Source organism: Hoeflea sp. BAL378 (assembly GCF_000759435.1).
GTDB lineage: Bacteria > Pseudomonadota > Alphaproteobacteria > Rhizobiales > Rhizobiaceae > Hoeflea.
Genome location: NZ_JRJG01000030.1, coordinates 15,783 through 40,168, shown reverse-complemented (window position 1 = coordinate 40,168; position 24,386 = coordinate 15,783). Strand labels below are relative to the sequence as shown.

The following is a 24,386-nucleotide window of genomic DNA, read 5'->3' as shown; positions in this document are numbered from 1 at the left end:
TACATGTCTGTTTGAAACGGGTCGGTTGGGTCCGCCCCCGCGAAGTGCGGGAAGCGGTGTGTCGCAGCCGTTCGTCCGGCCTATTTGTGGCCCTGGCTGTCGATCACGGTGGTGAGCATGGGATTGTAGCTCTTGGCGTAGGCGTCCATCTGCTGGTAGTAGATGTGGGTGTCGGGATTGTTGCGGGCGGCCTCCAGGGCGGCTTCGCTTTCCCACTGCGCGTAGTTGATGACCTGCTTGCCGTCGAGGCTGCGATGGATGCTCGACGAGACGAAGCCGTCGAGGCCCGACATCACCGCGGTCGTCGCATCGACGAACATCTTGACCACCTCGTCGCATTTGGAGGGGTCCACCTCGACGACGTTGATCAGGGTGAGCAGTTTCTTGGATGGATCGATTGTGGCCATGATGGTCTCCTTTGGGGTGTTGATGGGTTGATTGGCAGGGCGAAGGCTTGCGTTCGGGGCCGGTGGGCCCGCAGTCGCGCCTGCTTCGCCTGCGGCCGTGGCTAAGGTTGCGGCAACGCGCCGCGCGGAAGGTCGTGGACGGCGGCCAGGAGGGTCCTCGTGTAGTCATGGTGCGGAGACCGGAACAGCTCGGCGGTCGGCCCGGCCTCGACGAGGGCGCCATTGCGCATCACCAGTGTCGTCGCCGCCAGCATCCTGACGACGGCCAGGTCGTGGCTCACGAAGATCGTGGCGACGCCACGCTCGTGCGAAAGCCTGACCAGGATTTCCAGGATGGAGGCCTGCACCGAAACATCCAGGGCAGAGGTGATCTCGTCGCACAGGAGCACGGCCGGGTCGGCGGCAAATGCCCGCGCGATCGCAATGCGCTGTTTCTGGCCGCCGGAGAGTTCAGCCGGGTAGCGATGCAGAACGGCGCGCGGCAATTGCACATCGTCGAGCAGGCGCTCGAGCAGGGCATGTTCCTGCGCGTGGTCGAGGCGGCCACGGAACAGCCGAATGGGGCGCTTGAGGATCGCGCCGACCGTCTGGCGCGGATTGAGCGAGGAATCGGGGTTCTGGAAGATCAGTTGCAGGTCCCTGCGCTCGGCGCGATGCCGGTCCGCGACCGAGCCTGCCAGCGGCTTGCCGCGGAATTCGACCCTCCCGGACGTCGGCGGCAGAAGACCCGCAATGCCCCTCAGAAACGTGGACTTGCCGCTCCCGCTCTCGCCAATGATGCCGATCGTTTCGCCGTGCCTTACCTCGAGACTGACGCCGCGCACGGTCGGCGTCATCCATTTGGAGTACTGGCAGACCAGATCGCTCACCTTCAGCACGACATCGCCCACCGGGACGGATTCGAGCGGGGCAAGGCCCGGCGCGCCGGGTGGCAGTTCGGTGGCGCGCAGGCAGCGCACCGGGTGGCCGCCGCGGGCGAGCAGGGCCACGTCCTGGCGCGTGCAGGCGTCGAGAACGTAGCGGCATCTGGGCGCAAAGCCGCAGCCGCCGCGAACCGTCGACAGGGGCGGACGGCCCGGGATCCCGGCGACCATGCCCGGCGTCCTGATGCTGGGGGCAGCCATCATCAGCGCGCGCGTATAGGGATGACGCGGCGCCGTGACGATGTCGTCGGCATCGCCGATCTCGACGATCTCGCCCGCATACATCACCGCGATGCGGTCGGCGATGTCGTGCAGCAGGGCCAGGTCGTGGCTGACATAGATCACGCTGACGCCGCCCTCGCGCACGAGCGTCACCAGCAGCGCCGAGATATGGGCCTGGGTGGTGGCGTCCAGGCCGGTCGTCGGCTCGTCCAGGACGAGAATCTCGGGCCGGCATGACAGCGCGATCGCGATCGCCAGACGCTGCTGCTGGCCGCCGCTGAACTGAAACACAAATTTCGCCAGCGCCTGCTCCGGATCCCTGATCTCGACGCGTCGGAGAAGCTCGATCTGGTAGCGGCGCAGCACCTCGCCCGTGAGACCGAGGTGCTTCTGGATCGGGTCGGCGAGCAGCCGGCCGATGGGCAGGGAGGCGTTCAGCGCCAGGCCGGCCTGTTGCGCCACGAATGCGACGCGCTTGCCCCAGATGGCGCGCAAGGCCTCGCGCGGCATCGACAGAAGGTCATCCGCGCCCAGCAGAGCCTCGCCGCCCAGCACCCGGATGTCGGCGCTGCGAAAGCCGATGGCCGCGAGAGCGGTGGTCGACTTGCCACAGCCCGACTCGCCGACCAGGCCGAGAATCTCGCCCCGGCGCAAGGTCAGGTCGACGCCGCGCACCACCTCGTTCAGCCGGTTGTCCGGCGTTCTGTAGGCGAGCGTCAGTCCGCTTATGCGCAAGGCGTCCGCATCCTGTCCCAGGGGGTTCGGCAAATCCGTGGCCTCCGTTCTCTGCTCGTCCATCGTCGTCCAGGCGCCCATTACACTGTCGCCCCTTTTCGGCGCGAAGCGGGATCCAGATGCTGCGACAGGGCATCCGCGACCAGGTTGAGCGACACCGACAACACAGCGATTCCGGTGGCCGGCGCCAGCACCGCCAGCGGCGACACCGTGATGAAGGAGCGCGCCTGCGCCACCATCAGGCCCCAGTCGGATGAGGGAGGCTGGGCGCCGAGGCCGAGGAAGCTCAAGGCCGCCACGAAGATCACGGCCCATGTCATGCGCAGCGTGAACTCGGCGATGACGGTGGTTGCGATGTTGGGAAGCAGTTCGCGAACCAGGATGTAGGGAAGGCCTTCGCCGCGCGCCTGGGCGGCCGTTATATAATCGCTGGTGACCACGGCCTGCGTTGCCCCGCGCAGGATGCGCCCCGTGCGCGGAGCGAAGATCAGCGCCACCGCGAAGATCATGGTCATATGCGACGTGCCGAATCCTGCGATCAGCACAAGCGCCAGCAACAAGGGCGGCAGCGCCAGCGTGAGGTCAAAGACGCTGCTGATCAACTGGTCCAGCCATCGCAGGCGCGACTGTACGGAGGCATAGCCGCCGAGGACGCCCAGGCCGCCGCCGACAAGCGTGGCCAGGGTCACCGCAAGAAGGGGCACCAGCAACACCGATCCGCCTCCGGACAGGAAGCGGCTCAGGATGTCGCGCCCGAGTTCATCGGTTCCGAACACATGGCTCCAGGACGGCGCATCGTTGGGCATGCCGAGGCCGATCTGGGTCGGAGAGTATGGCGCAAGGAACGGTCCGAGCACAATGATCGCCAGCATGAGCACCGAGAGCGTCAGGCCGACGGTTCCGCTGGTGCTGGCGGTCAGCGAGGTCCACAGGCGCTGCTGTTGGCCGCCGGGGACAGGCGTCTCGGCGACGGTTCCGATTTCATCGATGGCACTCATTTCGCACGCAACTTCGGATTGACGTAGGCCGCAAGCAGATCGGCGCAAAAATTGATGAAGATGAACATTGCGCCCATCAGGACCGCAATCGCCTGAACGGTCACCGTATCCCCGGTGGTGATGGCCTCCACGAGGCGGCGGCCGATGCCGGGGAAGTTGAACACGTTCTCGATCACCACGACGCCGCTGATGAGATAGACGAGGTTGAGCGCGAGCGTGTTGATGATCGGCACGGCGGCGGGAAGCACCACATAGGCCGACAGTATGCGTCTGCGGGACAGACCATTGAGGATTGCAGACCGCGTGTGCTCGGAGGCCAGCGACTCGCGGATTGCGGATCGCGCAATCCGGATCGTGTAGGGAGCGGTGACCAGCACCATCGTCACGATGGGAAGCACATAGGCGCTGACGCGCTGCATCCCGGTGCCGAAGATGAGCCCGGTGCTGTCGATCGGCAGCCAGTTGAGAAGCACGCCGAAGAGCAGGATCAGCGCCAGTCCCGTCACGAATTCAGGAACTGCCGTGAAGACGGTCGTCACCATGAGCAGGGTGACATCCTGCCACGCCCCGGTGCGCAGAGCCATGTAGACGGCCAGGCCAAGGGCCAGGGGCAGGCTTATGGCCAGGGTGAACAATGCCAGGATGAGCGTGTTGCCGAGTTTCGGCATTATATCGGCGCTGACGTTGCGACCCGTCACGGTCGAGACGCCGAAATCGCCGGTCACCAGCGCGGACAGCCATTCCACGTAGCGCACGGGCATCGACCGGTCCAAGCCATTGGCGCTGATGTAGCTCTCCAGTTGCTCCTGGCTCACCTCCCGCCCCAGCGCATTGCGGGCAATGTCCTCGGGCGGGAGGTTGGTCGAGGCAAACGTGACAATGGACATCACCAGAATGGTGATCGCCGCGAAGCAGAGCCGCCCCGCCACGACCGACAGGATACGGGCCCCGGCGGCGCCACGCGTCTCTGTTGCTGTATCCTGCAAGGCCATGGAGAGGGGTCCGTTATGCTGCGGTGACGCCTAAGTTTCCGATCAGGCCAGATAGGCCTCGTGGAACTGCAGATTGTCTTCGGTGTGCGTCCGCACCCCTTCGACCGTGTTCCGCATGCCCCAGAGGACATTGAGCGCGAAGGAGATGCTTGCCCCCGATTCATCGGCGACAATCTGCCAGGCGTTTTGCAGCAGCTCGTTCTGCTCCTTCACATCCAGCGATTGGCGAACCTCAGCCAACAGCCTGTCGATCTCCGGGTTGTTGAGCTTGGTCTCGGCATAGGCCGGCGTCGTCGAATAGAGATTGGAGATGGTGGCGACCGGCGGACGGGTGCCGCTGTAGCTGACATACATCGGCTTGGTCTGCCAGACCTGGCTCCAGTAGGTGCCGGCATTCTCCTGCTGGATGGCGACGCGGATGCCGGCCGGCTTGACCACTTCGCCGAACGCCGTGGCCATCTCGACCATTCCGGCGAGGCTTGGCGAGGTGAAAAGCTGAAGGTCCAGGCCGTCGGGATAGCCGGCCTCGGCCAGCAGGGCCTTCGACTGGTCGATGTCCTGTGCGCGCAAGCCGAGCGCCGGCGGATAGGACGCATGGTCCGGCCAGATGTTGACGTCGCTGGTGAGCGTGCCGTAGCCCTGGAAAACGAGGTTCAGCAACACCTGCCGATCGACGGCGAGCTTGACCGCCTTGACGACCCGGGGATCGTTGAACGGCGCCTGGGTGAGATCCATCACCACATACATGAAGCCGGAATTCGCGCTGGTCACCAGCTTGGCGTCCTGAGCGGTCTCCACCTGCTTGGCCTGTGCGGGACCGACCTGGCCGATCACATCCATCTGGCCCGAGACCAGCGATTGAATGAGCGTCGCGGGCTCGACGATATTGACCTGACGGATGCCGTCCAGAAGCGGCAGGCCCGAGCGCCAGTAGTGGTCGTTGCGCACCAGCTCCCAGCTCTCGCCGGGCACGAAGCTCACCAGCCGGAAGGGGCCGGACCCGATCGCGGTCTCGACGGTGAACTCGGTGGTGCCCTTCTTGACGATGGCGAAATTCCGCGTCGCGATCTGCAGCGGGAACTGGCTGTTGGTCGCCTTGAGCTTGAAGGCGATCGTGCGCGGATCGATCACCTCGATGCCGGCGGCGTCCAGCGTCTGCGACAGGACGCCGAAGCCAGGCGAACCGGTCTCCTTGTCGAGGATCCGCGTGAAGGAATAGGCGACGTCTTCCGTGGTCAGATCGGTGCCGTCGGAGAACTTGAGGCCATCGCGCAGGGAGAATGTCCAGACAGAACCCTCGGCGCTGGCCTCCCAGCTCTCCGCCAGCTCGGCGCTGACGGTGAAATCGTTCTCGATGCGGACTAGGCGGTCATAGATGTTGGCGCAGTACATGGTGTCGTTGCCCATGCTGGCGCGGGCCGGGTCAAGCGATTCCCGGACCGTGCCGCTGGTATAGGCCAGACGCAGCGTTCCGCCCCGCTTCGGCTCGGCAGCGCGGGCAAGGGAGGACGCCATGGGAGAAAGAAAAAGGCCAAGCGCCCCTGCTGCCACGCTTGCCTTGAGCAGGTCGCGGCGATGCAGACCGAATGCGGACTGCATGGCGTCGGTCTTGGTGGTCGAAACGCAATCGGACATGACATTTACCCCTCTGTGTTATGGTCCAATTCCATGGAATATTCTTGTAATCGAACCATAATGCATTTTTCCGACTCCGCAAGCGCTTTTTTTGAGAGCCGTAGACGTGCCGCTGCGAAATGCCCCAACAGCCGATCAGAGTCCGGACCGAGACAGAACGGACAGGAAAAGAAGCAAAGATCTCGAGCAGGTTCGACTTGCTACGGATCCATATCCGGCCGCTTCGAGAGACTGGCTGCATTCGGAGGGCGTAAATGCTGCGAGGGAACCGACCACGATGGATCGGAGGTCGTGGGCTTTTCGGGTTGCCGATTTTCGCCGAAGGGCCTTGAGCTTCGAGACGAAGCTCAGGCGCAAGAATCTGGTCTATATGGGCCAGGAAGGCAGCGCCGCCCGGCCTCCCTCGCCGCGCAGGCTGCGTCCGTGCAGCCGCGCCATCTTCGCCTATGCCGCGGTCTCGTCAATGAGGTGGCATGCGCCATCTTTTTTCAACGTGATGCCGCAGCGGTCGAGAAACAGCCAGACCGTCAGGGGAGCCGCCCACACACAGCGCTCCAAACAAGGCGTTCACCGATCTCGGCACGCGCGATGTCCGGCGTCGCTTCAAGGAGGCCAAGAATATAATCGCCGTGCGGGTCGAGCTTCGAACGCGATGGCTGGCCCTATTTTACGCGGCGGCTTTGCTCACCTGCCGATCTCGAAGACCAGCTTGCCGCGAACATGTTTGGCTTCGCTGAGTTCGTGAGCGCGTGCAGCTTCGGACAGGGCCATGATGGTTATTTCGGGGACCCTGATGACGCCTGCCTCAATATAGGCGGTGACGCGATCCATCAGCGCGCGGCTGCGGCCGACGGCCGGTCGCAGGGCAACAACGTCGTCGCGCGGCGATTCCGGCGCTTGCGCCCCGCCGGCAATGAAGGCCGCGCGTCCGCCCGGCTTCAACGCCGCAAAACACTGAGCCACGCAGGCGCCGCCGACCGTGTCGAAGGCGGCGTCGCAATCGCCGAGAAGCGTTGATGGATCCTCTTGCGTGTAGTCGATGACGTGGTCCGCGCCGAGGCTGCGCACATAAGCGTGGTTCCCGGCCCGCGCTGTCGTCACGACCTCAGCGCCAAGATGGTGCGCAAGCTGGATCGCAATGCCGGCGACGCCACCGGCCCCACCCTGTATCAGGATTTTCTCGCTGCGCTTCAAGTCCAGCGTGTCTTCCAGGGAGACGAGGGCGGTGAGGGCGGCAAGTCCGATCGATGCCGCCTCCACATGCGACAGGTTCTTCGGCTTGCGGGCAAGGTAGCGCGCGTCAATCGCGATCTTTTCGGCATAGCCGCCTTCCTGTCCTGGCGGGCAGACCGCATAGACTTCGGTTCCGGGTTGCAGATCCGAACCGGGGGCGGCGACTTCGACAACGCCGGAAAAATCGCGCCCGAGAATGTGCGGAAAGGCGATGGGGACCGGCAGGTTGCCGCTGCGCACCTTCCAGTCGGCGGCGTTGACGCTTGCCGCCTTGATGGCGACGAGCGCCTCGCCTCTGCCCGGCATGGGATCGGGCACATCCTCGAGGACGAGTGCGTCGGGACCGCCGTGAGAATGGATGACAACCGCTTTCATGGGATGGCCTTTCGGTGTTGCCGGATGGGACGGCCGCCGGGGATCGGTCCGGCCGGATCAGCCTTGAGTGGATCGGAACCGCCGGCAGCCTGAGCTGGATTTGCGTCCCTGGCGCCCGCGCCCCGAGGCCTGCCACAAGCCCATGAGCGGCGGGAATATGTCAAGGTGAAAATCTATGAAATTTCATATCTCCCTCTCTCAAGCTTCAACCTTAAAATAGTGCGTTTTCATATTTTAAGCTTGAAGAAAGATCGAAGCTGTGTGAGCTTTCCTCAGGTTTTGGATGTTTGTGGGAGGAGGAAGGCTGTGGATGGTGCAGTGAAACTACATGCATTTCGATCTATCGCTTCGCCTGCACAGTCAGCGGCAGGCAGCCGGTCGGCCACGGCTGAGGCGAAACCCGTTGCCTCCATGCGCGTCCAGACGCGGCCCGCGGGCCAGCGGCAAGGCTGCCGGCCCCTCGCCCGAGCTGCAGCATCGGGAAGATGGTCATGACAACGAGTGGACCCGCAAAAACCGCCCCGAACGCCACGCTGCTTCACAGGGTGCTGCAGCCGGAGGGCTGGCCGATCCCGAAGGGCTACGCCAATGGCGTGGTGACCGATGGCGGCACGATCTACACCGGCGGCCTGGTCGGCTGGGATGTCGAGGGCAATTTCCCGGAAGGCTTCGTCGCCCAGGCGCACCAGACCTTCCGCAACATCCGCGATGTGCTGGCCGCCGCCGGCGCAGGTCCGCAGCACCTCACACGGCTGACCTGGTACGTCACCAGCATCGACGCCTACATGGCCGACCCCAAGGGTCTTGGCGCGGCCTACCGGGACGTGTTCGGCCGCTGCTTCCCGGCGATGGCCACCGTCGAGGTGGTCCGCCTGGTCGAGCGCGAGGCGATGGTCGAAATCGAGGCGACGGCCGTCCTGCCCGGCAAGGCCTCAACCGCAATCCCTGGGGAGTTATAGAATGAAAATTGTGGTCATCGGTGGTGGTAACGGATCCTATGCGGCGGTGGCCGACTTTGTCGAGGCGGGCCATGAGGTGCGCTGGTGGCGGCGCAACGCCGGCGACTTTGCCGCAGTGGCCGAGGCCGGCGGCATCACGGTCACGGACTACAAGGGCAGCCGGCCGGTCAGGCTGGTGCCGACCGACGATCTGGCCGCGGCCATGGCAGGCGCCGAACTGATCGTCGCGCCAACGCCGGCGAATGCCCAGGCCGATATCGCCGACCGGCTGGCGCCGCATATGGCCGACGGGCAGGTGATCTTCCTGCCGCCGGGCACCTTCGGCTCCTACATCATGATGAAGCGGATGCGCGATGCCGGCTGCACCGCCGATTTCGCCATCGCCGAAACCGGCACGCTGCCGTGGCTCACGCGCAAGCAGAGCCAGACCGAGGTGCGGATCTCGACCCGCGCCTCGCGGCTGCCAACCGGCGTGATGCCTGCGCGCAAGACCGGGCAAGCCATCGCCGTCATCGCGCAGGCGTTCCCGGAGGCGATCGAGACCATCGAGGACGCGCTGTCGGGCGCGCTGATGAACGCCGGCCCGATCATCCATCCGCCGCTGATCCTGATGAATGCCGGCCCGATCGAGCATTTCGAGCGCTGGGACATCCACAACGAGGGCACCCAGCCGGCCATCCGCCGGGTACACACCGCGCTCGACAATGAACGCATCGCCATCCGCGAGGCGCTCGGCTATGGCGCGCCGCACTTCCCGCTCGCGGACCATTACGAGACCTCGAACTGGATGTACGGCAACCTGGCGCATGACAAGCTGGTCGGGTCCGGCGACTGGCACGAGCATCTGGAACTCAAGACCCATCGCTACATGCAGGAAGACATCGGGCTCGGCCTGGCGTTCCTGGTCTCCGTCGGCGAATGGGCCGGCGTGCCCTGCCCGGTGGCGCAGGGCCTGCTGGCGCTCGGCGAGACGGTGTCGGAATGCGACTTCCGCAAGGATGGCCGCACCATGGGAACGGTCGGGCTCGCCGGGCAGGATCCGGCATCGGTGCAGGCCATGCTGCGCGAGGGCCTGTGATGGACGCCCGGCCGGCGATCGCCTGCATCGGTGCGGGGCGCATGGGCCGCGGCATCGCCCACAGCGTCGCCTATGCGGGGCATCGCGCCGTGCTGGTCGACGCCAAGAGCCGCAGCGAGGACGAGTTCGCACGGCTGAGCCGCGAAGCGCTGGCCGAAATCAGCGGCGGCCTCGCCTCGGTGGCTGCCCTCGGGGCCTTCGACGCGTCCGCCATTCCCGCGATCATGGCGCGCATCAGCGTCTGCAGCCTCACCGATGCGGCGCGCGGACTGGCCGGCTGCGAGATCGTGTTCGAGGCGGTGCCCGAGGTGCTCGACGCCAAGCGCGACGCCTTCGCCCTGTTTGACGCGCATGCCGATGATGGCGCGATCCTGGCGTCGACCACCTCGACCATCCTGTCGACCGATCTCTCGGGCTTCACCACTCGGCCGCAGAACTTTCTCAATGCCCATTGGCTCAATCCGGCGTTCCTGATGCCGCTGATCGAACTCAGCCCGACCGATGCGACCGACCCGCGGACGCTCGCACGGTTGCGCGGCCTCCTTGAAGCCATGGGCAAGGTGCCGATCGTCTGCAAGGCCTCGCCCGGCTACATCGTGCCGCGCATTCAGGCGCTCGCCATGAACGAGGCGGCGCGCCTGGTCGAAGAGGGCGTGGCCAGCGCCGAGGACATCGACAAGGCGGTCACCTACGGCTTCGGCCTCCGCTTCGGCGTTCTGGGACTTCTCGAGTTCATTGACTGGGGCGGCGGCGACATTCTTTACTACGCCAGCAACTATCTGCGCGATGCCTTCGATGATGACCGCTTCAAGGCGCCCGAGGTGATTTCGCAGAACATGAAGGAAGGCCGCATCGGCCTCAAGACAGGGTCCGGATTCTTCGACTACTCGAAAATCGATGTCGAAGCCTACCGCCAGCGACGCATGGCGGATTTTCTCAGAGCGCTCGACGGTGCCGGTATGACAAGGGGACCAGTACTCGACGATCAATGACGGCAGCCCAAGCGGATGGTCAAATCCGTGCAACCAGAGGAGAATGAATAATGAACCATACCCATCATCTCGCCCGGCGCATCGCCGGAATGGCCGTGTCCGGCACGGCGCTCGCGCTGGTCTTCATGACCGGGGCGGCCAATGCCGAGGAAACCCTGCGCGCGGTTTCCGCCTTCCCGAAGCCGCTGGCCTTTTCGCAGAGCTTCCAGGGCTTTGTCGATCTCGTCAACGAGAAGGGCAAGGGCGTCGTCAAGATCGAATATATCGGCGGGCCGGAAATGTTCCCGCCCAACCAGCAGGTCGATGCTGTCCGCCGCGGCGTGATCGACATGCAGTACGGCCCGGCGTCGTACTATCTCGGCACCATGCCGGAAGCCGACGCCTGGGTCGGGTCCACCGTGTCAGCCGCGGAAGCCCGCGCCAATGGCGGTTTTGCGACCATGCAGAAAGCCTTCTCCGAAAAGCTCGGCGTCAACCTGGTTGCGCACCTCGACACCGGCGTGGAGTTCCACATCTACACCATTGACGAGCCCAAGCGCACGGAAGACGGCGGTGTCGATCTCGACGGCCTGCGCATCCGCTCGCAGCCGATCTACAACTCCTTCTTCGAGTCGCTCGGCGCGATCCCCGTCTCGGTGCCGGTTCCCGACGTCTACACCGGCCTCGAGCGCCACACCTTCGACGGTTCCGGCTGGCCGATCGTCGCCATCAAGGACCTCTCCTGGGACAAGTTCCTGCGCTTCCGGATCGATCCCGGCTTCTTCCAGACAGACCTGGCGGTTGTCGTGAACCCGGCGAAGTGGGACGGGCTCAGCGAAGAGGCCAAGACCATCATCAACGAGGCGGCAGCCGAGTACGAGCAGACATCGTATGACAATTTCCAGGCGATGATCTCGGAAACCGACAAGACCGTCCGGGACGAAGGCATGCAGGTCATCACGCTCGAAGGCGAGGCCGCAGCCAAGTATCTCGACGGCGCCTATGACAGCGCCTGGAAACGGATGAAGGAAGCCGGGTCGGAACACTACGACGCGCTCCGCGAAGCCTATTACGACCGCTGACCGCACCCGGCTGCGGGCGCCTTCCGGCGCCCGCAGCCCCTTTCGCCACAAGGGAGCCCCCCATGCTTGTGCGTTTCTATGACAGGATGATCACCGGCCTGGCGATCACCGGCGGGATCAGCCTGGTCATCATCACCATCGCCATCATCATCGACGTGGTGCTGCGCAACACCGGCTTCCGGCCGTCGCAATCGACCAGCGCGCTGGTCGAATACGTGATGCTCTACTCGACCATGGCGGCCGCTCCCTGGCTGGTGCGAAACAACGGCCATATCGCCATCACCTCCTTCGTCGAGCGCCTGCCGGGAAGCTCCCGCCTTTTCGTCGGCCGTGCGGTGCTGATCCTGTGCATCGTCATGCTGGGACTGCTGTCCTGGCGCTCGGGCGCGGTCGGTCTGCAGATGCTGGCGACGGCCTCCGTCGACATGCGCTCGATCAACATTCCGTCCTGGGTCCTCTACGCCATGCTGTCAGGCGGCTTCGGGCTGATGACGCTGGAATTCCTGCGCATGCTGTTTAAGGGCCACATCTACACCGGCAGCGAGGCCACCCATTGACCTGCAGCAACATTTGCGGAGCGAGACTGCCATGATGGAATGGTACGAAGCGGCCAGCCTGATGGTGGGCGGACTGTTGTTCCTGATGTTCGTCGGCATGCCGGTGGCCATCGCCTTCCTGACGATCAATGTCATCGGCGTCTATCTGTTCATGGGCGGCATGATCGGGATCGACCAGCTTGTGGCCAACGCCACCACGGCGGTGACAAGCTTCGCGCTGGTGCCGGTGCCGCTGTTCCTGATCATGGGCGAGCTGCTGTTCCACACCGGCCTTGCCGTCAGGGTGTTCGACGCGCTGGACAAGTGCTTCGGCGGCATCAAGGGACGGCTGTCCTACCTCACCGTCGGCGGCGGCACCATCTTCGCCACGCTTTCCGGCTCCTCGATGGCCAACACCGCCATGCTCGGCACCACCCTGATGCCCGACATGATCAAGCGCGGCTACAAGCCCAAGATGATCATGGGGCCGATCCTGGCCACCGGCGGCCTGGCGATGATCATTCCGCCATCCTCGCTCGCCGTGCTGCTCGGATCGCTGGCGCGGATCGATGTCGGCGCCCTGCTGATCGCCGGGCTGGTGCCCGGGCTCGTTCTGGCGCTTCTGTTCGTCGCCACCATCCGGATCCAGATCGCGCTCGATCCCGATGCAGCGCCCGGCTATGCCGCCGAGCGCGCCAGTTTCGGACAGATCCTCTACGCCATCGCCACCGACATCCTGCCGATGGGCCTCGTCATCTTCGCCGTCGTCGGCCTCATCCTGCTCGGCTGGGCGACACCAACGGAATCGGCGGCCTTTGGAACGCTTGCGGTCGCCATTCTGGCCGCCGTCTACGGCAAGCTGACATGGACCGCGGTCGTCGCCGCCATGAAGGGCACGCTGATGGTGTCCGCCATGATGCTGATGATCATTGTCGGCTCGACCACGTTTTCCCAGATTCTTGCCTTCTCCGGCGCGTCGACGGGTCTGATTTCCTACGCCATGAGCTTCGATTTCGGCTTCTACGCCATCCTGGCGCTGATGTTCCTGGTGCTCATCCTTCTCGGCATGTTCATGGACCAGCTCTCGATCATGATGCTGACCTTGCCGATCTTCATGCCGCTGGCGGCGACCTATGGGTTCGAACCGGTGTGGTTCGGCGTCATCATGCTGCTGGCGCTGGAGCTCAGCCTGGCGACCCCGCCCTTCGGATTGCTGCTGTTCGTCATGGTCGGCGTCAGCCCGCCCGGCACGACCATCGGTCAGGTGGCATGGGCCGCCGCGCCCTATATCGCCTGCACGCTGCTGCTTGTGGTCATTCTTGTTATATTCCCGCAACTGGCGCTTTGGCTGCCGGGGCTGATGAGGAGCTAGAGCGATGAAGATCTGGTACCAGAGCTATGTGGACTATGAAAATGGCGCGCAGTACTGGGATGAACTGCGCAAGCATCTCGATGCCATCGTCGACCCCGGCACCCAGGTGGACATCAAGGGCATCACGCCGCATGACAATTACGCCCATGCCATTGTCGAGTTCCGCTGTGCCCGCGAGGTGATCTGCAACGCGGTGAAGGCCGAGCGCGAGGGCTATGACGCCTTCATCATCGGCCATTTCCAGGACGCGGGCCTCTACGAGGCGCGCTCTGTGGTGGACATTCCGGTGCTTGGCATGGGCGAGGCGTCGATGCTGTATTCCTGCCAGCTTGGCCAGCGGTCCGGCATCGTCACCATCAACCGCCGCTTCATTCCGTGGTTCCATCACCAGATCGGCAAGTACGGGCTGAAGGACCGTGTCACGGGTGTTCACGCCATGGACTTCGAACCGGGGCAGATCCTCTCGGCCTTCGGTTCGGACGAGCGGCTTGAAGAGGTCCGCAGGCTTTTCGAGGAGCAGGCGAAACCCCTGGTCAAACAGGGCGTCGACGTGCTCATTCCCGGCGGCGGCATTCCCATGCTGCTGTTTTCCCAGCTCAACGATCACCGTGTCGAGGGAGCGCCGGTGATCAACGGCATCCCCATCGTCATGAAGATGGCGGAAATGGCGGTGCGCCTGCGGCAGATGACCGGGCTCGGCATCAGCCGGACCTCCGATTACGTCAAGCCGCCCGTCGAGATCATCGAGGAATTCATGGCCCATCCCAAGGGATTGTGACGCGCGACGACGGCTTGCAGCGATGCAACAACGGACGAGGACGCAGATCGGTCCGTTCACGCGTGTCAGGTAATCCGACGCCGTGCCACAGCGGCCGGCCCTTGCGGATCCGGACACACCTTGGATGCCTTCCGGCGGAAACCGCGTTGCCCGAACGGCAACCTCCGCCGCTTCAGGCCCCGGTGCAAAGGCCGCCCTGCGTGACCAGGTCCCGCACGGCTCTCTAGCTTTCGATCTGGGACACGAAATCCATGAAGGCCCGGACGGCGGGGATGACGTTGCGGTTGCCCGGCATGACGGCGTAGATGGGCGTCGGAGACGCGAGATCATGCGCCTCCAGCAGCCGAACCAGCCGCCCTTCTTCGAGATCCGGCATCGCACGCAGTTGCGTCACCCGGCCGATGCCGACACCCGCGAGAATGGCCGCATAATGTGCCGCACCGCTGTCGGTCGTGAAATTGCCGCGCACCTCAAGATGACGGACACGGTCCCCGTCCTGGAACGTCCAGACATTAGTCATCTGCCCGAGCGTCGACAGATTGAGGCAATTGTGCCGATGGAGATCGTCAGGCTTCTCCGGCGCGCCGTACAATTCCAGATATTTCGGGCTGGCGCACACGATGCGCCGGGCCGACATGACCTTTCTTGCGATCAGGGAGGAATCGGACATGGTGCCGAACCGGATGGCCATGTCGAAGCCCGAAGCCACCAGGTCCTCGAACTTGTCCGACAGGCTGAGGTCAAGCCGTATCTTCGGGTAGGCCCGGTGGAACGCCGGCAACCGGGGAACGATCGCATTGATGCCGATCATCACCGCGCAGGAGACGCGCAACGTGCCGCTGGGTTCGTTCTTGAGCGCCTGGACGGCGTTTTCCGCTTCGTTCAGGCAGGACAGGGCCCGCTTGCCGTGTTCGTAGTAAATGCGGCCGACGGGCGTCAGGCTGAGCGTCCGCGAGTTGCGATTGAGCAAGACCACGCCCAGGCGTTTCTCCAGCCGGCTCAGGCGCTTTGAGACAGTCGAACGCGGAAGGTCCAGGGCCCTCGCCGCATTCTGAATGCCGTCACGCTCGACCACGGCGACGAAAAGCGCGATATCAAGATCAACGATAGGAGACCGCGTCGCACCGTTGGACCGTTCCTCAATCAACCACGGGCTCTCCAACGGTCAATACCCAAGCGCCTCGGGAAGCCACATGGCCACGTCAGGCACGAACACGACGAGCAGGATAATGGACGCGATCGCGGCAATCAATGGCACCACCTCGATCGAGGCCTCCTTCAGGCTGCAGCCCGCGAAGGGAGCGACGATGAAGAGGCCGAGCGCAACGGGCGGGGTGATCAGCGCGACCTGGACGGTCATGACAACCACAAGGGCAAGATGATGCGGGTCGACCCCGAAACGCACCGCCATGGGGGCCAGAATGGGGACGACCATGATCATCGCGGCCACGCCCTCCATGACCATGCCCAGCAGCAGCAGCAGAACCACCGTACCGACCAGGAAGGCCTGGGGAGAGGAGACCAGAGGTTCGAGAGCCGCGGCCAGGGACTGCGGAATGCCGTTGAGGACCAGCAGCCAGGCAATCAGTTTCGCGGTTGCCAGAAGGATGAAGACCACGCCGCTCATCTTTGCGCTCGTGAGCAGCGCCGCGCCGATGTCCGACAGGGTGAGCTTCCTCAGAATGAGGGTGCCGACGAGCAGCGAATAGGCGACGGCGATGGCTCCGGCTTCGGTTGCCGTGAACCAGCCGCCGATGATCCCCCCGATGACAATGACGGGAACCATCAGGCCGAGGGCCGCGCCCCTGAACTCGCGGAGGATCTCGCTCAGCGACCAGGAGCCCTGCCCGCGCGGGAAGCCGCGCAGCGGCGCCATGATGGCAACGGTCAGCATCAGCGCCAGACCGATCAGAATGCCGGGAACCGCGCCCGCAAGGAAGAGCTTTCCGACCGATAGCCCGCCCCCGTAGATATAGACGATGATCAGCATCGCAACGCTTGGCGGAATGATCGCCCCCATCACCGACGAGGCCGCCGTAATGGCTGCGGCGAAGCCCGGCTTGTAGCCCTCTTTCACCATTGCCGGCACGAGCGTCGAGCCGACGGCCGCCGTATCGGCCACGGCGACCCCGGTGACCCCGCCGAACAGCATGCTCGAGCCGATGTTCACATGGGCAAGGCCGCCGGGAAGCGGTCCCACCAGCGCTTTAGCGAACCCGATCATCTGATCGAGCATCTGGGATCGCGCCAGCAGATCCCCGGCCATGATGAAGAGAGGGATCGCAAGCAGCGGAAACGAGTCCATGCCGCCGAAAATGACGGTGGGCAGGACATCGAGCGACATGCGGTCGCTGCTCAGAAGCATCCCGATGCCGACGAGGCCGAGCGTGAAGGCGACAGGCACGCCGAGGGCCAGGACAACGAAGAAGACGGTGAGCCAGATGGCCATCATAGCGGCGAATCCTCGGTATCCGGCGCGCCCGTGAGGCGAACCCAGCATCGGCGCGCGACGAACAGGATCGTCAGAGCGGCGCCGACCGGCATGGCGGCGTAGACCCAGGCCATGTTGAGACCCAGCGTCACGGTGCCCTGGTTTGCCAGGCGCGGCATCTGCAGGACCGAGTAGATCATCAGAACCAGCAGAAAGCCGATGACAGCCAGATCCGAGACGGTGGCGACAAACAGCCTGGCTTTCGGGCCCAACGTGTCGGTGACCATGCTGATGCGGATATGGCCGTTCTCCCTGGCGACCAATGCGACAGACAGCATGGCGGTCCAGATCATGAGATAGCGGCTCAGTTCTTCCGAAACGATCAGCGAGGTCGCGAAAAAGGTGCGGGCGGCGACCTCCGACATGATCGTGAGGGCGACGATGGCCATCATCGCGATGACGACGATTTCAATGAGTTTTTCGAGGCGCCGCATCATCGGGTCATGCCAATACATATCCGCCGTTCACATCCAGGATCGCGCCCGTCATGAAACGCGAGGCATCGGAGGCCAGAAACAGCACGACGTCCCTGACATCGTCTTCCGTCGCCAGCCTTCCCAGGGGGATACTGCGCGCGAGTTCCTTGCTTCCCCCGCGCTCCTGAAGCAGCTTGTCGACCCGTTCGCCATCGACAGGACCCGGAGCGATTGTGTTCACCAGAATGCCATGGGACGCATACTCATGGGCCAGATGCCGCGTCAGGCCGATCACGCCCGCCTTCGCCGCCGTGTAGGACGCGCCGAGCAACGGGCTGACACTCCGTCCCGCATTGGAGGAGAAGTTGATGATGCGGCCGGATTTCTGGCGCATCATTGTGGCCAGGCAGTGCTTTGCGCACAGGAAATAGCCGGTCAGATTGGACGCCAGGACGTGTTGCCACTCGTCCAGGGGCGTCTCGTGGGTTTTCCGGAAGCCCATCCCGTGCGAGCCGGCGGCATTGACCAGGAGGTCGATCCGATCCCAGCGATCCAGCACGGCTGCGATCGCCTGCTCCACATGGGTCTCGTTCGAGATGTCGGCAGGGCAGGCGATCGCCTGGCCGCCGAGCGCGATCGCTTCCGCGACGGTTTCGCGCGCGCTCTGTTCGTCGATGTCCAGCACCGCAACCGCGTAGCCTGACCGGACCAGGGCAAGCGCCACGTTCTTGGCTATGCCGCGGCCGGCGCCGGAAACCACTGCAACCTTGAAATCTGCCGACACTTGAATACTCCCTGGCAAAAGTGGAGCAGCGCCGAAAGGTGGCGCTGCTCACTATCGTCTTCCTACCGCTTACTGCGACCGCTTTTCCAGGATCGCACGTACGATGGCTTCGCCTTCGGGACCCATGCCTTCATAGGCCTTTTCGTAGACGGAGACCGCAACCTTGCGGAACGCCGCCAGGGTTTCTTCGGGAACCTCGTTGACCTCCATTTCGGCGCGGATGCCGGCCATGAGTTCCTCGGTCCGCTCGTCATTGAGCTGGCGCTGGAATTCGCTGGCCGAAGCAGCGGCTTCGTCGACCACCGTCTTCAGATCGTCCGGGAGCCGGCCGATCGCGGCATCGCTGGCCAGCAGCAGCATGGGCTCATTCACGTGCCCGGTCAGCGAGTAGTATTTCTGCGCTTCGTAGATCTGGTAGGGATAGACGACCGCGGGCGGGTTCTCCTGGCCGTCGATAATGCCCTGGCGGAGCGCCGGAAGCAGTTCGGAGAAATCCATCGGCGTGGGGATGGCGCCCAGTTGCCGGAAGAATTCGACCTGGACGGCCGACGGCAGGGTGCGCAGCTTGAGCCCCGCGATGTCGCCCGGCTGGGTGATCGGCTGCCGGTTGTTGGAGACGTGCCGGAAACCGTTGTCCCACCAGCCGATGATGGAGAGGCCTTGGCTTTCCAGGGTGCCGTCCAGCCTGTCGCCGGTTTCACCATCGAGGGCCTCGAACATGTCTTCACGGCTCTCCCAGAGATAGGGCAGCATGACCGCGTCCAAAGCGGGCGCATAGCGCGTGGCATGGGAGACGCCGGTGACGACGAAGTCGACGCTGTTCATGGTCGCCATCTCGATCGCCTCGCGGTTCGACCCGAGCGAATTGTTGTTGAAGATCGAGACCCGTATCCGCCCGCCACTGCGTGTTGCGAGTTCTTCCGCAAACTTGGTCTGCGCCTGGCCGAACGAGTCTCCGTCATTGGCGAAACTCGCCAGCCGGAATTCGAACGTCTCCTGGGCCACAGCGACGCCAAAGGGCATCGCCATGGTCGCCGCCAGGCACAGGCAGAATAATTTCCGAGTAATCATGATAGCTTCCTCCCGTTGTGTTGCAGGCCCACTCCTCCATGGGTCTCTGCCTCAGTTGACTTCAAGCGGCTCGTTTTCTCCGTTCTTCATTTCGACCGTGACGAAGCGGAGTTCCGTATCTCCGATGTTCTCAAGGTCATGCATCATGAATTCGCCGCGGCCGAACTCGAAATGTTTGGTTTCGCCGACGGCGTATTCGTGTTCGGTCACCTGGCCGTCCATGTAGTGAGACCGGCTCTTCCCCTCGCTGAGGGCTGTCCAGAAGTAGTCGAGCACATGCTTGTGCACCGGAAGCCTCTCGCCGGGCGGCAGGGCGATGTGCCAGACGCGAAGCCTGTCCGTCTCCGAGACAAGGGTGGATCCGACATTGCCGTTTAAGTGATTGTCTTCGAACTCGCGCCGAATGGGGTCTGGATGCTGGTCAGGGCTCATGTCACAACCTCGAAAGCTCAGGGGATGATCTTGGCGGCACGGAACTGATCGAACTGATCCAGGAACATCTGGTGCGTGTCGATGAACTCGAGAAAGCCGTGCTTCCGGCATTTGGTGGTATCCGACATCACGTCCCAGTCATTGGAAAACGCGTAGTTGGCGAAGTTCCAATCCGCCACGCGGGCGTAGGGATTGTCCTGCAGCCCGTGTTTCTTGACGATGCGGTCCCACAGTTCGGTCTTGTCGCTCATGAACGTGACGAGGTCGATCTGCTGTGGCGGCCCGGCTTCGATGCCGAAATAGTCGGCGATCTTCGGCCAGAGGTGCTTGTAGCGGAAGAAGTCGCCATTGGTGATGTTGAAGGCCTCGCCTGCGCAGGACGGTGTGATCGCCATCCATTCCATGGCGCGGGCCAAAAGCCCCGCATCCGTCGCCTGGTAGATCGTCTCGAACGCGCCCGGCTTTCCCGGAAACCTGAGCGGAACGCCCAGTTCCTTTGATATCGTCGCATAGACGCCCAGGACCGAGATCAGGTTCAGCGGGTTTCCGAGCGCCAGCCCGCAAATCACATGCGGCCGGGCGCATGACCAGCTCCAGGCCTTGCCTTCGCTGCGCTCGATCAGCAGATCCTGCTGATCGAAGTAAAAGTTCGGCGGCATGTGACGGGGATCGTCTTCGCGGGCCGGGTTCTTGAAGGGGCCCAGATGCTGGCCGTAATATTTGGTGCCCTGCAGAAGGCAGACGTGCTCGAGGCCCTTGGCAACCGGCTCGATCGCGTCGATCGCGTTCTTCAGGATCGTGATGTTGGGAAGCCTGTGATCGGCCCAGTTCCAGTCCGGCCGGCTGACATAGGCGGTCGAGAAGACATGGGTGACGTCCTTGAGACCCGCGAAGGCGCGCTTTGCATCCGCCGGGTCCGAAAGATCGACGGCCACATGCTCGGCCGATGTCCTGAAGTCCGGAGCGCGGCGGGAGGCGCCGATGACCTTCCAGTCATCTTTGGATGTCAGATGCGTGAGCAGCGATCGTCCGGAGACGCCGGTGGCGCCGAGAATGAGGGCGGTCTTTTGCGGCATTGTCTTCATTACCCTTTACAGATGTTCAAACGATCCGGTTTTCACGGAGCATGAGCAGTTCGGCCCTGATTCCGAGGGACCGGATTGATGCCAGGAATGGCTCGAGCCGGGTGGCGACACTCTCGGGGCTCTCATTTGGCGACGTCCAGATTTCCAGAAGCCCGTCGACTTCTCCTTCGGCCCGCCTCAGCCCGTCGCTGCTTTGCGGGTCGGAGTTGAGAACCAGCCCCACGCGATCGAAGCACAGACGCGCCTGGCGCTCGCCGATCAGCGGCGCCACCTGCCTGCCGACCTCACCCTGCCACCAGGCGACAAAATCCTGTCGCGCGGTCTGCTCCGGCCGCTTGACCGCGAGGACGACTTTCTCGCCGACCCGCCCGACATCCGGCGTCAGCCAGACTTCGTCGAGAAGGGCCTGGGCGCGGCGCGAGGTATAGGCATTGGCGTCTCCCGACCCCGAGCGACCCACTTCCGAGCTGTATGCGGCCTGGCAGGCTTGCCTGTCGTCGAACCACAATTCGGCAAACGCATCCGCTTCGCTTTCCGGCCCGCAGGAGCCCGAAAGCGTGTATTTTCGCAGGCCCGGGAAGACCGCCGCCATCGGCGCGTGCTTGGTCAGCCAACGCTCGACAAAGGCGTCGCGGGTCATATCCGGGCGGCGCTTCAGGAATGTGACAAGCTTCATCAGGTCCTCCATGGAGAGCTGGCATCTGCGATCAAGATCTCCTCCAAGACCGCCAGCCTGTCCATTTCGGGAACGTTAACACGTGCAAGAACAGCAACAAGTCGCCAGACTGCACGCCATCAATGCATATCCTGCACTGTCGGGAGATGCGCATGTCTGGTGTTCAACCCCGCGACGAACCGGACGAACAGTCTGGCTGCCGGCGCCGGTCACGCTCTGGGGTGGGCGATTATCTGTAGGGGGTCATCTGGCAGGGCTTCATTCAGGTCACGTTCGACAACAGCACATCCTCGCTGTGCCGGGATACACAGGCGATCGTGCTTAGCGGCAATCTAGCGGCGATCCTGACGTTTTCCTGCGGCATGAGGAACGCGGCCTTCATTGATCAACCGGCGGAACTCGCAGACTTTGCGAAGTTGCGGTTTCCGGGGCTTGGAAACGCAAAAAGCCCCGCGAAGGGGGCTGAGTGGGCTTGGATTGATTTTGGTTTCGGGGGCAGGATTTTAAGCTGCGACCTTCAGGTTATGGTCGGTGAGGACGAGGAGCTGCCTCGCCGGCGGAAGCGCAGCTTTCGCGCCCGCGACGCTGGCTGCAGGTATTTGCTGGTGTGTATGATTTGGTTGCGGGGGCCTGATTGCACAGAGACTTGTATGAAGATTCGGTTTTTGCTACCGAAGCGCAAACAGGAGTTCCTGGCGTCCCAGCTAAGGAGTCGCGCTCCGCCTTCAGCCTTGTGACTTCGCGACGGAGCCGCTCGATCTCAAGCTGCTCGGGCTTCATCTGCCCTTTCCAGGAAAGTGACCTTGCCCCCGCGCTCTAATCCAGTTTGAAGTTCGTTCTGGCCTAATCAGAGGACCAGGACATGAAGCGTAGCCGTTTTTCAGAAGAGCAGATTATCGGGATATTGAAGGAGCATGAGGCCGGGATTGCGGTTTCGGAGCTCTGCCGCAAACATGGTGTCAGCGACGCCAGCATTTACAAATGGAAAGCGAAGTTTGGCGGAATGGAAGTGTCCGAGGCCAAGCGGCTCCGGGCTCTTGAGGAGGAGAACGGCAAGCTCAAGCGGATGCTCGCCGATGCGATGCTCGATAATGTGGCGCTGAAGGACTTGCTGGGAAAGAAATGGTGACGCCCGCTGCCGAGCGGAAAGCCGTCGCCCATCTCATGGAGCACCATGGGATGAGCGAACGGCGGGCGTGTAAAGCCATCGGCTGCTGCCGCATGACTGTCAGATACAGCACCAGACGAGGCGATGATGCCGACCTTCGGGCGCGCATGATTGCGATTGCCAGAGAACGCCGACGTTTCGGCGACCGACGACTGCATGTCATGCTCAAGCGTGAGGGGCATGTCGTCAACCACAAGAAGCTGTTTCGGCTCTACCGGGAGGAGAAGCTTGCCGTTCGCCGTCGCGGCGGACGAAAGCGGGCGATTGGGACACGAGCACCCATGTTGATCCCGCAGCGCCCGAACCAGCGCTGGTCACTGGACTTCGTCTCCGATCAGTTCACGGACGGTCGCCGCTTTCGGATTCTGGCCATCGTCGATGATTGCACGCGTGAGAACCTGGCGCTTGTCGCGGACACATCACTGTCAGGGCTGCGTGTAGCCCGTGAGTTGGATTGCCTCATCGCCGAGCGTGGCAAGCCGAAGATGATTGTCAGCGACAATGGGAGCGAGTTTACCAGCAATGCGATCCTCGGCTGGGCCGACCGGGCAAGGGTCGAATGGCACTACATCGCCCCCGGAAAGCCAATGCAAAACGGATTCATCGAGAGCTTCAACGGTCGCCTCCGGGACGAACTGCTCAATGAGACACTGTTTTCATCCTTGACCGCTGCCCGAACAAGCCTGATCAAATGGCGGCTCGATTACAATGGCAGCCGGCCGCACTCGCAACTCGACTGGCAGACACCAAACGAGTTTGCATCAACCTTCGCACCACGACGGGCATTGGCGCTTCGCAACATGGAAAGCACCGCGCCACCGCCCGTCGCATCAACCGCCTATCAGGGCAAAACCAACGCCGGAAACGAACTCAATGCTGGATAAAACCTGGGGGCAAGGTCAGAACCAATAGCCTTCCAAACCACTTGCGCCTCAGCCTTGAACATCACCCATTAATATCAAACCGATAGCAAACCCCATCAATCCAGATGGGGAATGAATTGTATGCTTCCAGATATTTTGATTTCCGAAAAGCAGGCCTTCCTGACTCACTGCCAACACACCAAGGGACTGAGCCAACACAGCGTCGACGCCTATGAGCAGGACATCGCCGGCTACCTAAAGTTCGCCCAACTGAATGATTATGGGGATGAACTAAATGGTCGAGTGGTGCTCGACTATCTCAACCATTTGAAAAGAGAACGTAACTACAGGCACGCGACCATCCGTCGGCGGCTAGTGACACTGCGAGCTTTTTCGACTTGGCTGCGCAAAGCCGGTCATATTGAAGAAGATCCCTTTGCCGGACTGGAAATTGACCTCCGACCACCCAAACGCTTGCCGCGTCCTGTCGAATGGGTCGATGTGCGAACAATGTTAAAAGAAACTGACGGAGAGCGCTCCAAGGCGTCATCCAGCATTCCTGCGCTTTCGAGTGAACTTCATACGATATCGAAAACGACTGCGCTAGCGATCAAGCTGATGGTGGCCACGGGGGTACGCGTCGGCGAGCTGACGCAGATCAAACTATCCAACATATCCAATGACGGCTTTCGAATACGCATTCATGGCAAGGGCAGCAAAGAACGCAATGTCTATATCGGCAATTCCAAGCTGCGTGTCGAGCTGCAGTATATAAAATGGCAAGCCAGCCAAGCCGCGCATCACGGCGATTACCTGCTTCTCAACAGCGCCCGCCGGCGTCTCACCGAACAAGCGCTTAGGCGAAGGCTCCGCCTTCTTGCGCAAGCCTGCAATCTGGACACGCGCGTGACCCCTCACCGCTTTCGTCATTCCGCCGCTACATTCTTGATCGAAGAAGGGGTCGATATCCGCTTCGTCCAGCGACTTCTCGGGCATTCAAGTATTGCGACCACTGAAATCTATACCCGCGTCTCGGATACGGCCCTCATGCAGGCCATGAATACAGCCGATACGCTGGGAAAAATACTCGCCGAGTTCACATAA

Annotated in this window: 23 protein-coding genes; 9 read left to right on the top strand and 14 right to left on the bottom strand. The window is 63.0% G+C overall.

Annotation, left to right across the window (positions count from 1 at the left end):
- Nucleotides 1-80 precede the first annotated feature (80 nt).
- The 6 genes from LL06_RS08630 to LL06_RS08605 form a co-directional block, all read right to left on the bottom strand.
- Nucleotides 81-407 (bottom strand): antibiotic biosynthesis monooxygenase family protein, encoded by a 327-nt coding sequence (locus LL06_RS08630; RefSeq protein WP_035525009.1) that lies wholly within the window; start codon nucleotides 405-407, stop codon nucleotides 81-83.
- Nucleotides 408-508: 101 nt separating this feature from the next.
- Nucleotides 509-2,287, bottom strand: coding sequence for an ABC transporter ATP-binding protein (locus LL06_RS08625; RefSeq protein ID WP_161784953.1), 1,779 nt, complete (start codon nucleotides 2,285-2,287; stop codon nucleotides 509-511).
- A gap of 80 nt (nucleotides 2,288-2,367) precedes the next feature.
- On the bottom strand, nucleotides 2,368-3,285 hold the full coding sequence (locus LL06_RS08620; RefSeq protein WP_052161327.1) for an ABC transporter permease: 918 nt from the start codon (nucleotides 3,283-3,285) through the stop codon (nucleotides 2,368-2,370).
- Nucleotides 3,282-4,277 carry an ABC transporter permease gene (locus LL06_RS08615; protein WP_035525006.1) on the bottom strand — a complete coding sequence of 332 codons (996 nt, stop codon included), beginning with the start codon at nucleotides 4,275-4,277 and terminating at the stop codon, nucleotides 3,282-3,284. Before LL06_RS08615 ends, LL06_RS08620 begins: the two co-directional genes overlap by 4 nt.
- 42 nt (nucleotides 4,278-4,319) lie before the next feature.
- The gene (locus tag LL06_RS08610) at nucleotides 4,320-5,912 is read right to left on the bottom strand and encodes an ABC transporter substrate-binding protein (RefSeq protein WP_035525003.1); all 1,593 of its coding nucleotides are present in this window, start codon (nucleotides 5,910-5,912) and stop codon (nucleotides 4,320-4,322) included.
- A 684-nt stretch (nucleotides 5,913-6,596) separates the two neighbouring features.
- Complete coding sequence (locus LL06_RS08605; protein WP_035524998.1) at nucleotides 6,597-7,520, bottom strand: NADP-dependent oxidoreductase; 924 nt, start codon at nucleotides 7,518-7,520, stop codon at nucleotides 6,597-6,599.
- A gap of 491 nt (nucleotides 7,521-8,011) precedes the next feature.
- On the opposite strand from LL06_RS08605, the gene LL06_RS08600 reads away from it, so the two are divergent.
- The 7 genes from LL06_RS08600 (at nucleotide 8,012) to LL06_RS08570 (ending at nucleotide 14,296) form a co-directional block, all read left to right on the top strand.
- Nucleotides 8,012-8,479, top strand: coding sequence for a RidA family protein (locus LL06_RS08600; protein WP_035524995.1), 468 nt, complete (start codon nucleotides 8,012-8,014; stop codon nucleotides 8,477-8,479).
- Between the two features lies 1 nt (nucleotide 8,480).
- On the top strand, nucleotides 8,481-9,557 hold the full coding sequence (locus tag LL06_RS08595) for an NAD/NADP-dependent octopine/nopaline dehydrogenase family protein (RefSeq protein ID WP_035524992.1): 1,077 nt from the start codon (nucleotides 8,481-8,483) through the stop codon (nucleotides 9,555-9,557).
- On the top strand, nucleotides 9,557-10,549 hold the full coding sequence (locus tag LL06_RS08590; RefSeq protein WP_035524989.1) for a 3-hydroxybutyryl-CoA dehydrogenase: 993 nt from the start codon (nucleotides 9,557-9,559) through the stop codon (nucleotides 10,547-10,549). Before LL06_RS08595 ends, LL06_RS08590 begins: the two co-directional genes overlap by 1 nt.
- A gap of 50 nt (nucleotides 10,550-10,599) precedes the next feature.
- Entirely contained in the window at nucleotides 10,600-11,610 is a 1,011-nt protein-coding gene (gene dctP / locus LL06_RS08585; protein WP_052161326.1) for a TRAP transporter substrate-binding protein DctP, read from the top strand.
- A gap of 62 nt (nucleotides 11,611-11,672) precedes the next feature.
- Nucleotides 11,673-12,167 carry a TRAP transporter small permease gene (locus tag LL06_RS08580; RefSeq protein ID WP_035524987.1) on the top strand — a complete coding sequence of 165 codons (495 nt, stop codon included), beginning with the start codon at nucleotides 11,673-11,675 and terminating at the stop codon, nucleotides 12,165-12,167.
- Between the two features lie 34 nt (nucleotides 12,168-12,201).
- On the top strand, nucleotides 12,202-13,518 hold the full coding sequence (locus LL06_RS08575) for a TRAP transporter large permease (RefSeq protein ID WP_035525091.1): 1,317 nt from the start codon (nucleotides 12,202-12,204) through the stop codon (nucleotides 13,516-13,518).
- Nucleotides 13,519-13,522: 4 nt separating this feature from the next.
- On the top strand, nucleotides 13,523-14,296 hold the full coding sequence (locus LL06_RS08570; protein WP_035524984.1) for an aspartate/glutamate racemase family protein: 774 nt from the start codon (nucleotides 13,523-13,525) through the stop codon (nucleotides 14,294-14,296).
- A 223-nt stretch (nucleotides 14,297-14,519) separates the two neighbouring features.
- On the opposite strand, the gene LL06_RS08565 is transcribed toward LL06_RS08570, so the two are convergent.
- The 8 genes from LL06_RS08565 to LL06_RS26345 form a co-directional block, all read right to left on the bottom strand.
- Nucleotides 14,520-15,458, bottom strand: coding sequence for a LysR family transcriptional regulator (locus tag LL06_RS08565; protein WP_081963813.1), 939 nt, complete (start codon nucleotides 15,456-15,458; stop codon nucleotides 14,520-14,522).
- Nucleotides 15,459-15,461: 3 nt separating this feature from the next.
- Nucleotides 15,462-16,745: a TRAP transporter large permease gene (locus tag LL06_RS08560; protein WP_161784952.1), complete on the bottom strand. Its 1,284-nt coding sequence runs from the start codon at nucleotides 16,743-16,745 to the stop codon at nucleotides 15,462-15,464.
- Nucleotides 16,745-17,224, bottom strand: a complete 480-nt coding sequence (locus tag LL06_RS26350) for a TRAP transporter small permease (RefSeq protein ID WP_052161325.1) — start codon at nucleotides 17,222-17,224, stop codon at nucleotides 16,745-16,747. Before LL06_RS26350 ends, LL06_RS08560 begins: the two co-directional genes overlap by 1 nt.
- A gap of 4 nt (nucleotides 17,225-17,228) precedes the next feature.
- Nucleotides 17,229-17,987: an SDR family NAD(P)-dependent oxidoreductase gene (locus LL06_RS08550; RefSeq protein WP_052161324.1), complete on the bottom strand. Its 759-nt coding sequence runs from the start codon at nucleotides 17,985-17,987 to the stop codon at nucleotides 17,229-17,231.
- A 69-nt stretch (nucleotides 17,988-18,056) separates the two neighbouring features.
- Nucleotides 18,057-19,058, bottom strand: coding sequence for a TRAP transporter substrate-binding protein (locus tag LL06_RS08545; RefSeq protein WP_081963807.1), 1,002 nt, complete (start codon nucleotides 19,056-19,058; stop codon nucleotides 18,057-18,059).
- A gap of 51 nt (nucleotides 19,059-19,109) precedes the next feature.
- The gene (locus tag LL06_RS08540) at nucleotides 19,110-19,490 is read right to left on the bottom strand and encodes a hypothetical protein (protein WP_035524974.1); all 381 of its coding nucleotides are present in this window, start codon (nucleotides 19,488-19,490) and stop codon (nucleotides 19,110-19,112) included.
- A 17-nt stretch (nucleotides 19,491-19,507) separates the two neighbouring features.
- The gene (locus LL06_RS08535; protein ID WP_035525082.1) at nucleotides 19,508-20,566 is read right to left on the bottom strand and encodes an SDR family oxidoreductase; all 1,059 of its coding nucleotides are present in this window, start codon (nucleotides 20,564-20,566) and stop codon (nucleotides 19,508-19,510) included.
- A 25-nt stretch (nucleotides 20,567-20,591) separates the two neighbouring features.
- On the bottom strand, nucleotides 20,592-21,263 hold the full coding sequence (locus LL06_RS26345; protein WP_052161323.1) for an EthD family reductase: 672 nt from the start codon (nucleotides 21,261-21,263) through the stop codon (nucleotides 20,592-20,594).
- Between the two features lie 850 nt (nucleotides 21,264-22,113).
- Between LL06_RS26345 and LL06_RS08515 the strand changes: the two genes are divergently transcribed.
- Both LL06_RS08515 and LL06_RS26340 read left to right on the top strand, forming a co-directional pair.
- Nucleotides 22,114-23,303, top strand: a protein-coding gene (locus LL06_RS08515) for an IS3 family transposase (RefSeq protein ID WP_152599543.1) whose coding sequence is annotated in 2 segments (ribosomal slippage) — nucleotides 22,114-22,363 and nucleotides 22,363-23,303 — 1,191 coding nt in all. Because the reading frame shifts where the segments join, the coding sequence is not laid out codon by codon here.
- A gap of 120 nt (nucleotides 23,304-23,423) precedes the next feature.
- Nucleotides 23,424-24,386 carry a tyrosine-type recombinase/integrase gene (locus LL06_RS26340; RefSeq protein ID WP_052161322.1) on the top strand — a complete coding sequence of 321 codons (963 nt, stop codon included), beginning with the start codon at nucleotides 23,424-23,426 and terminating at the stop codon, nucleotides 24,384-24,386.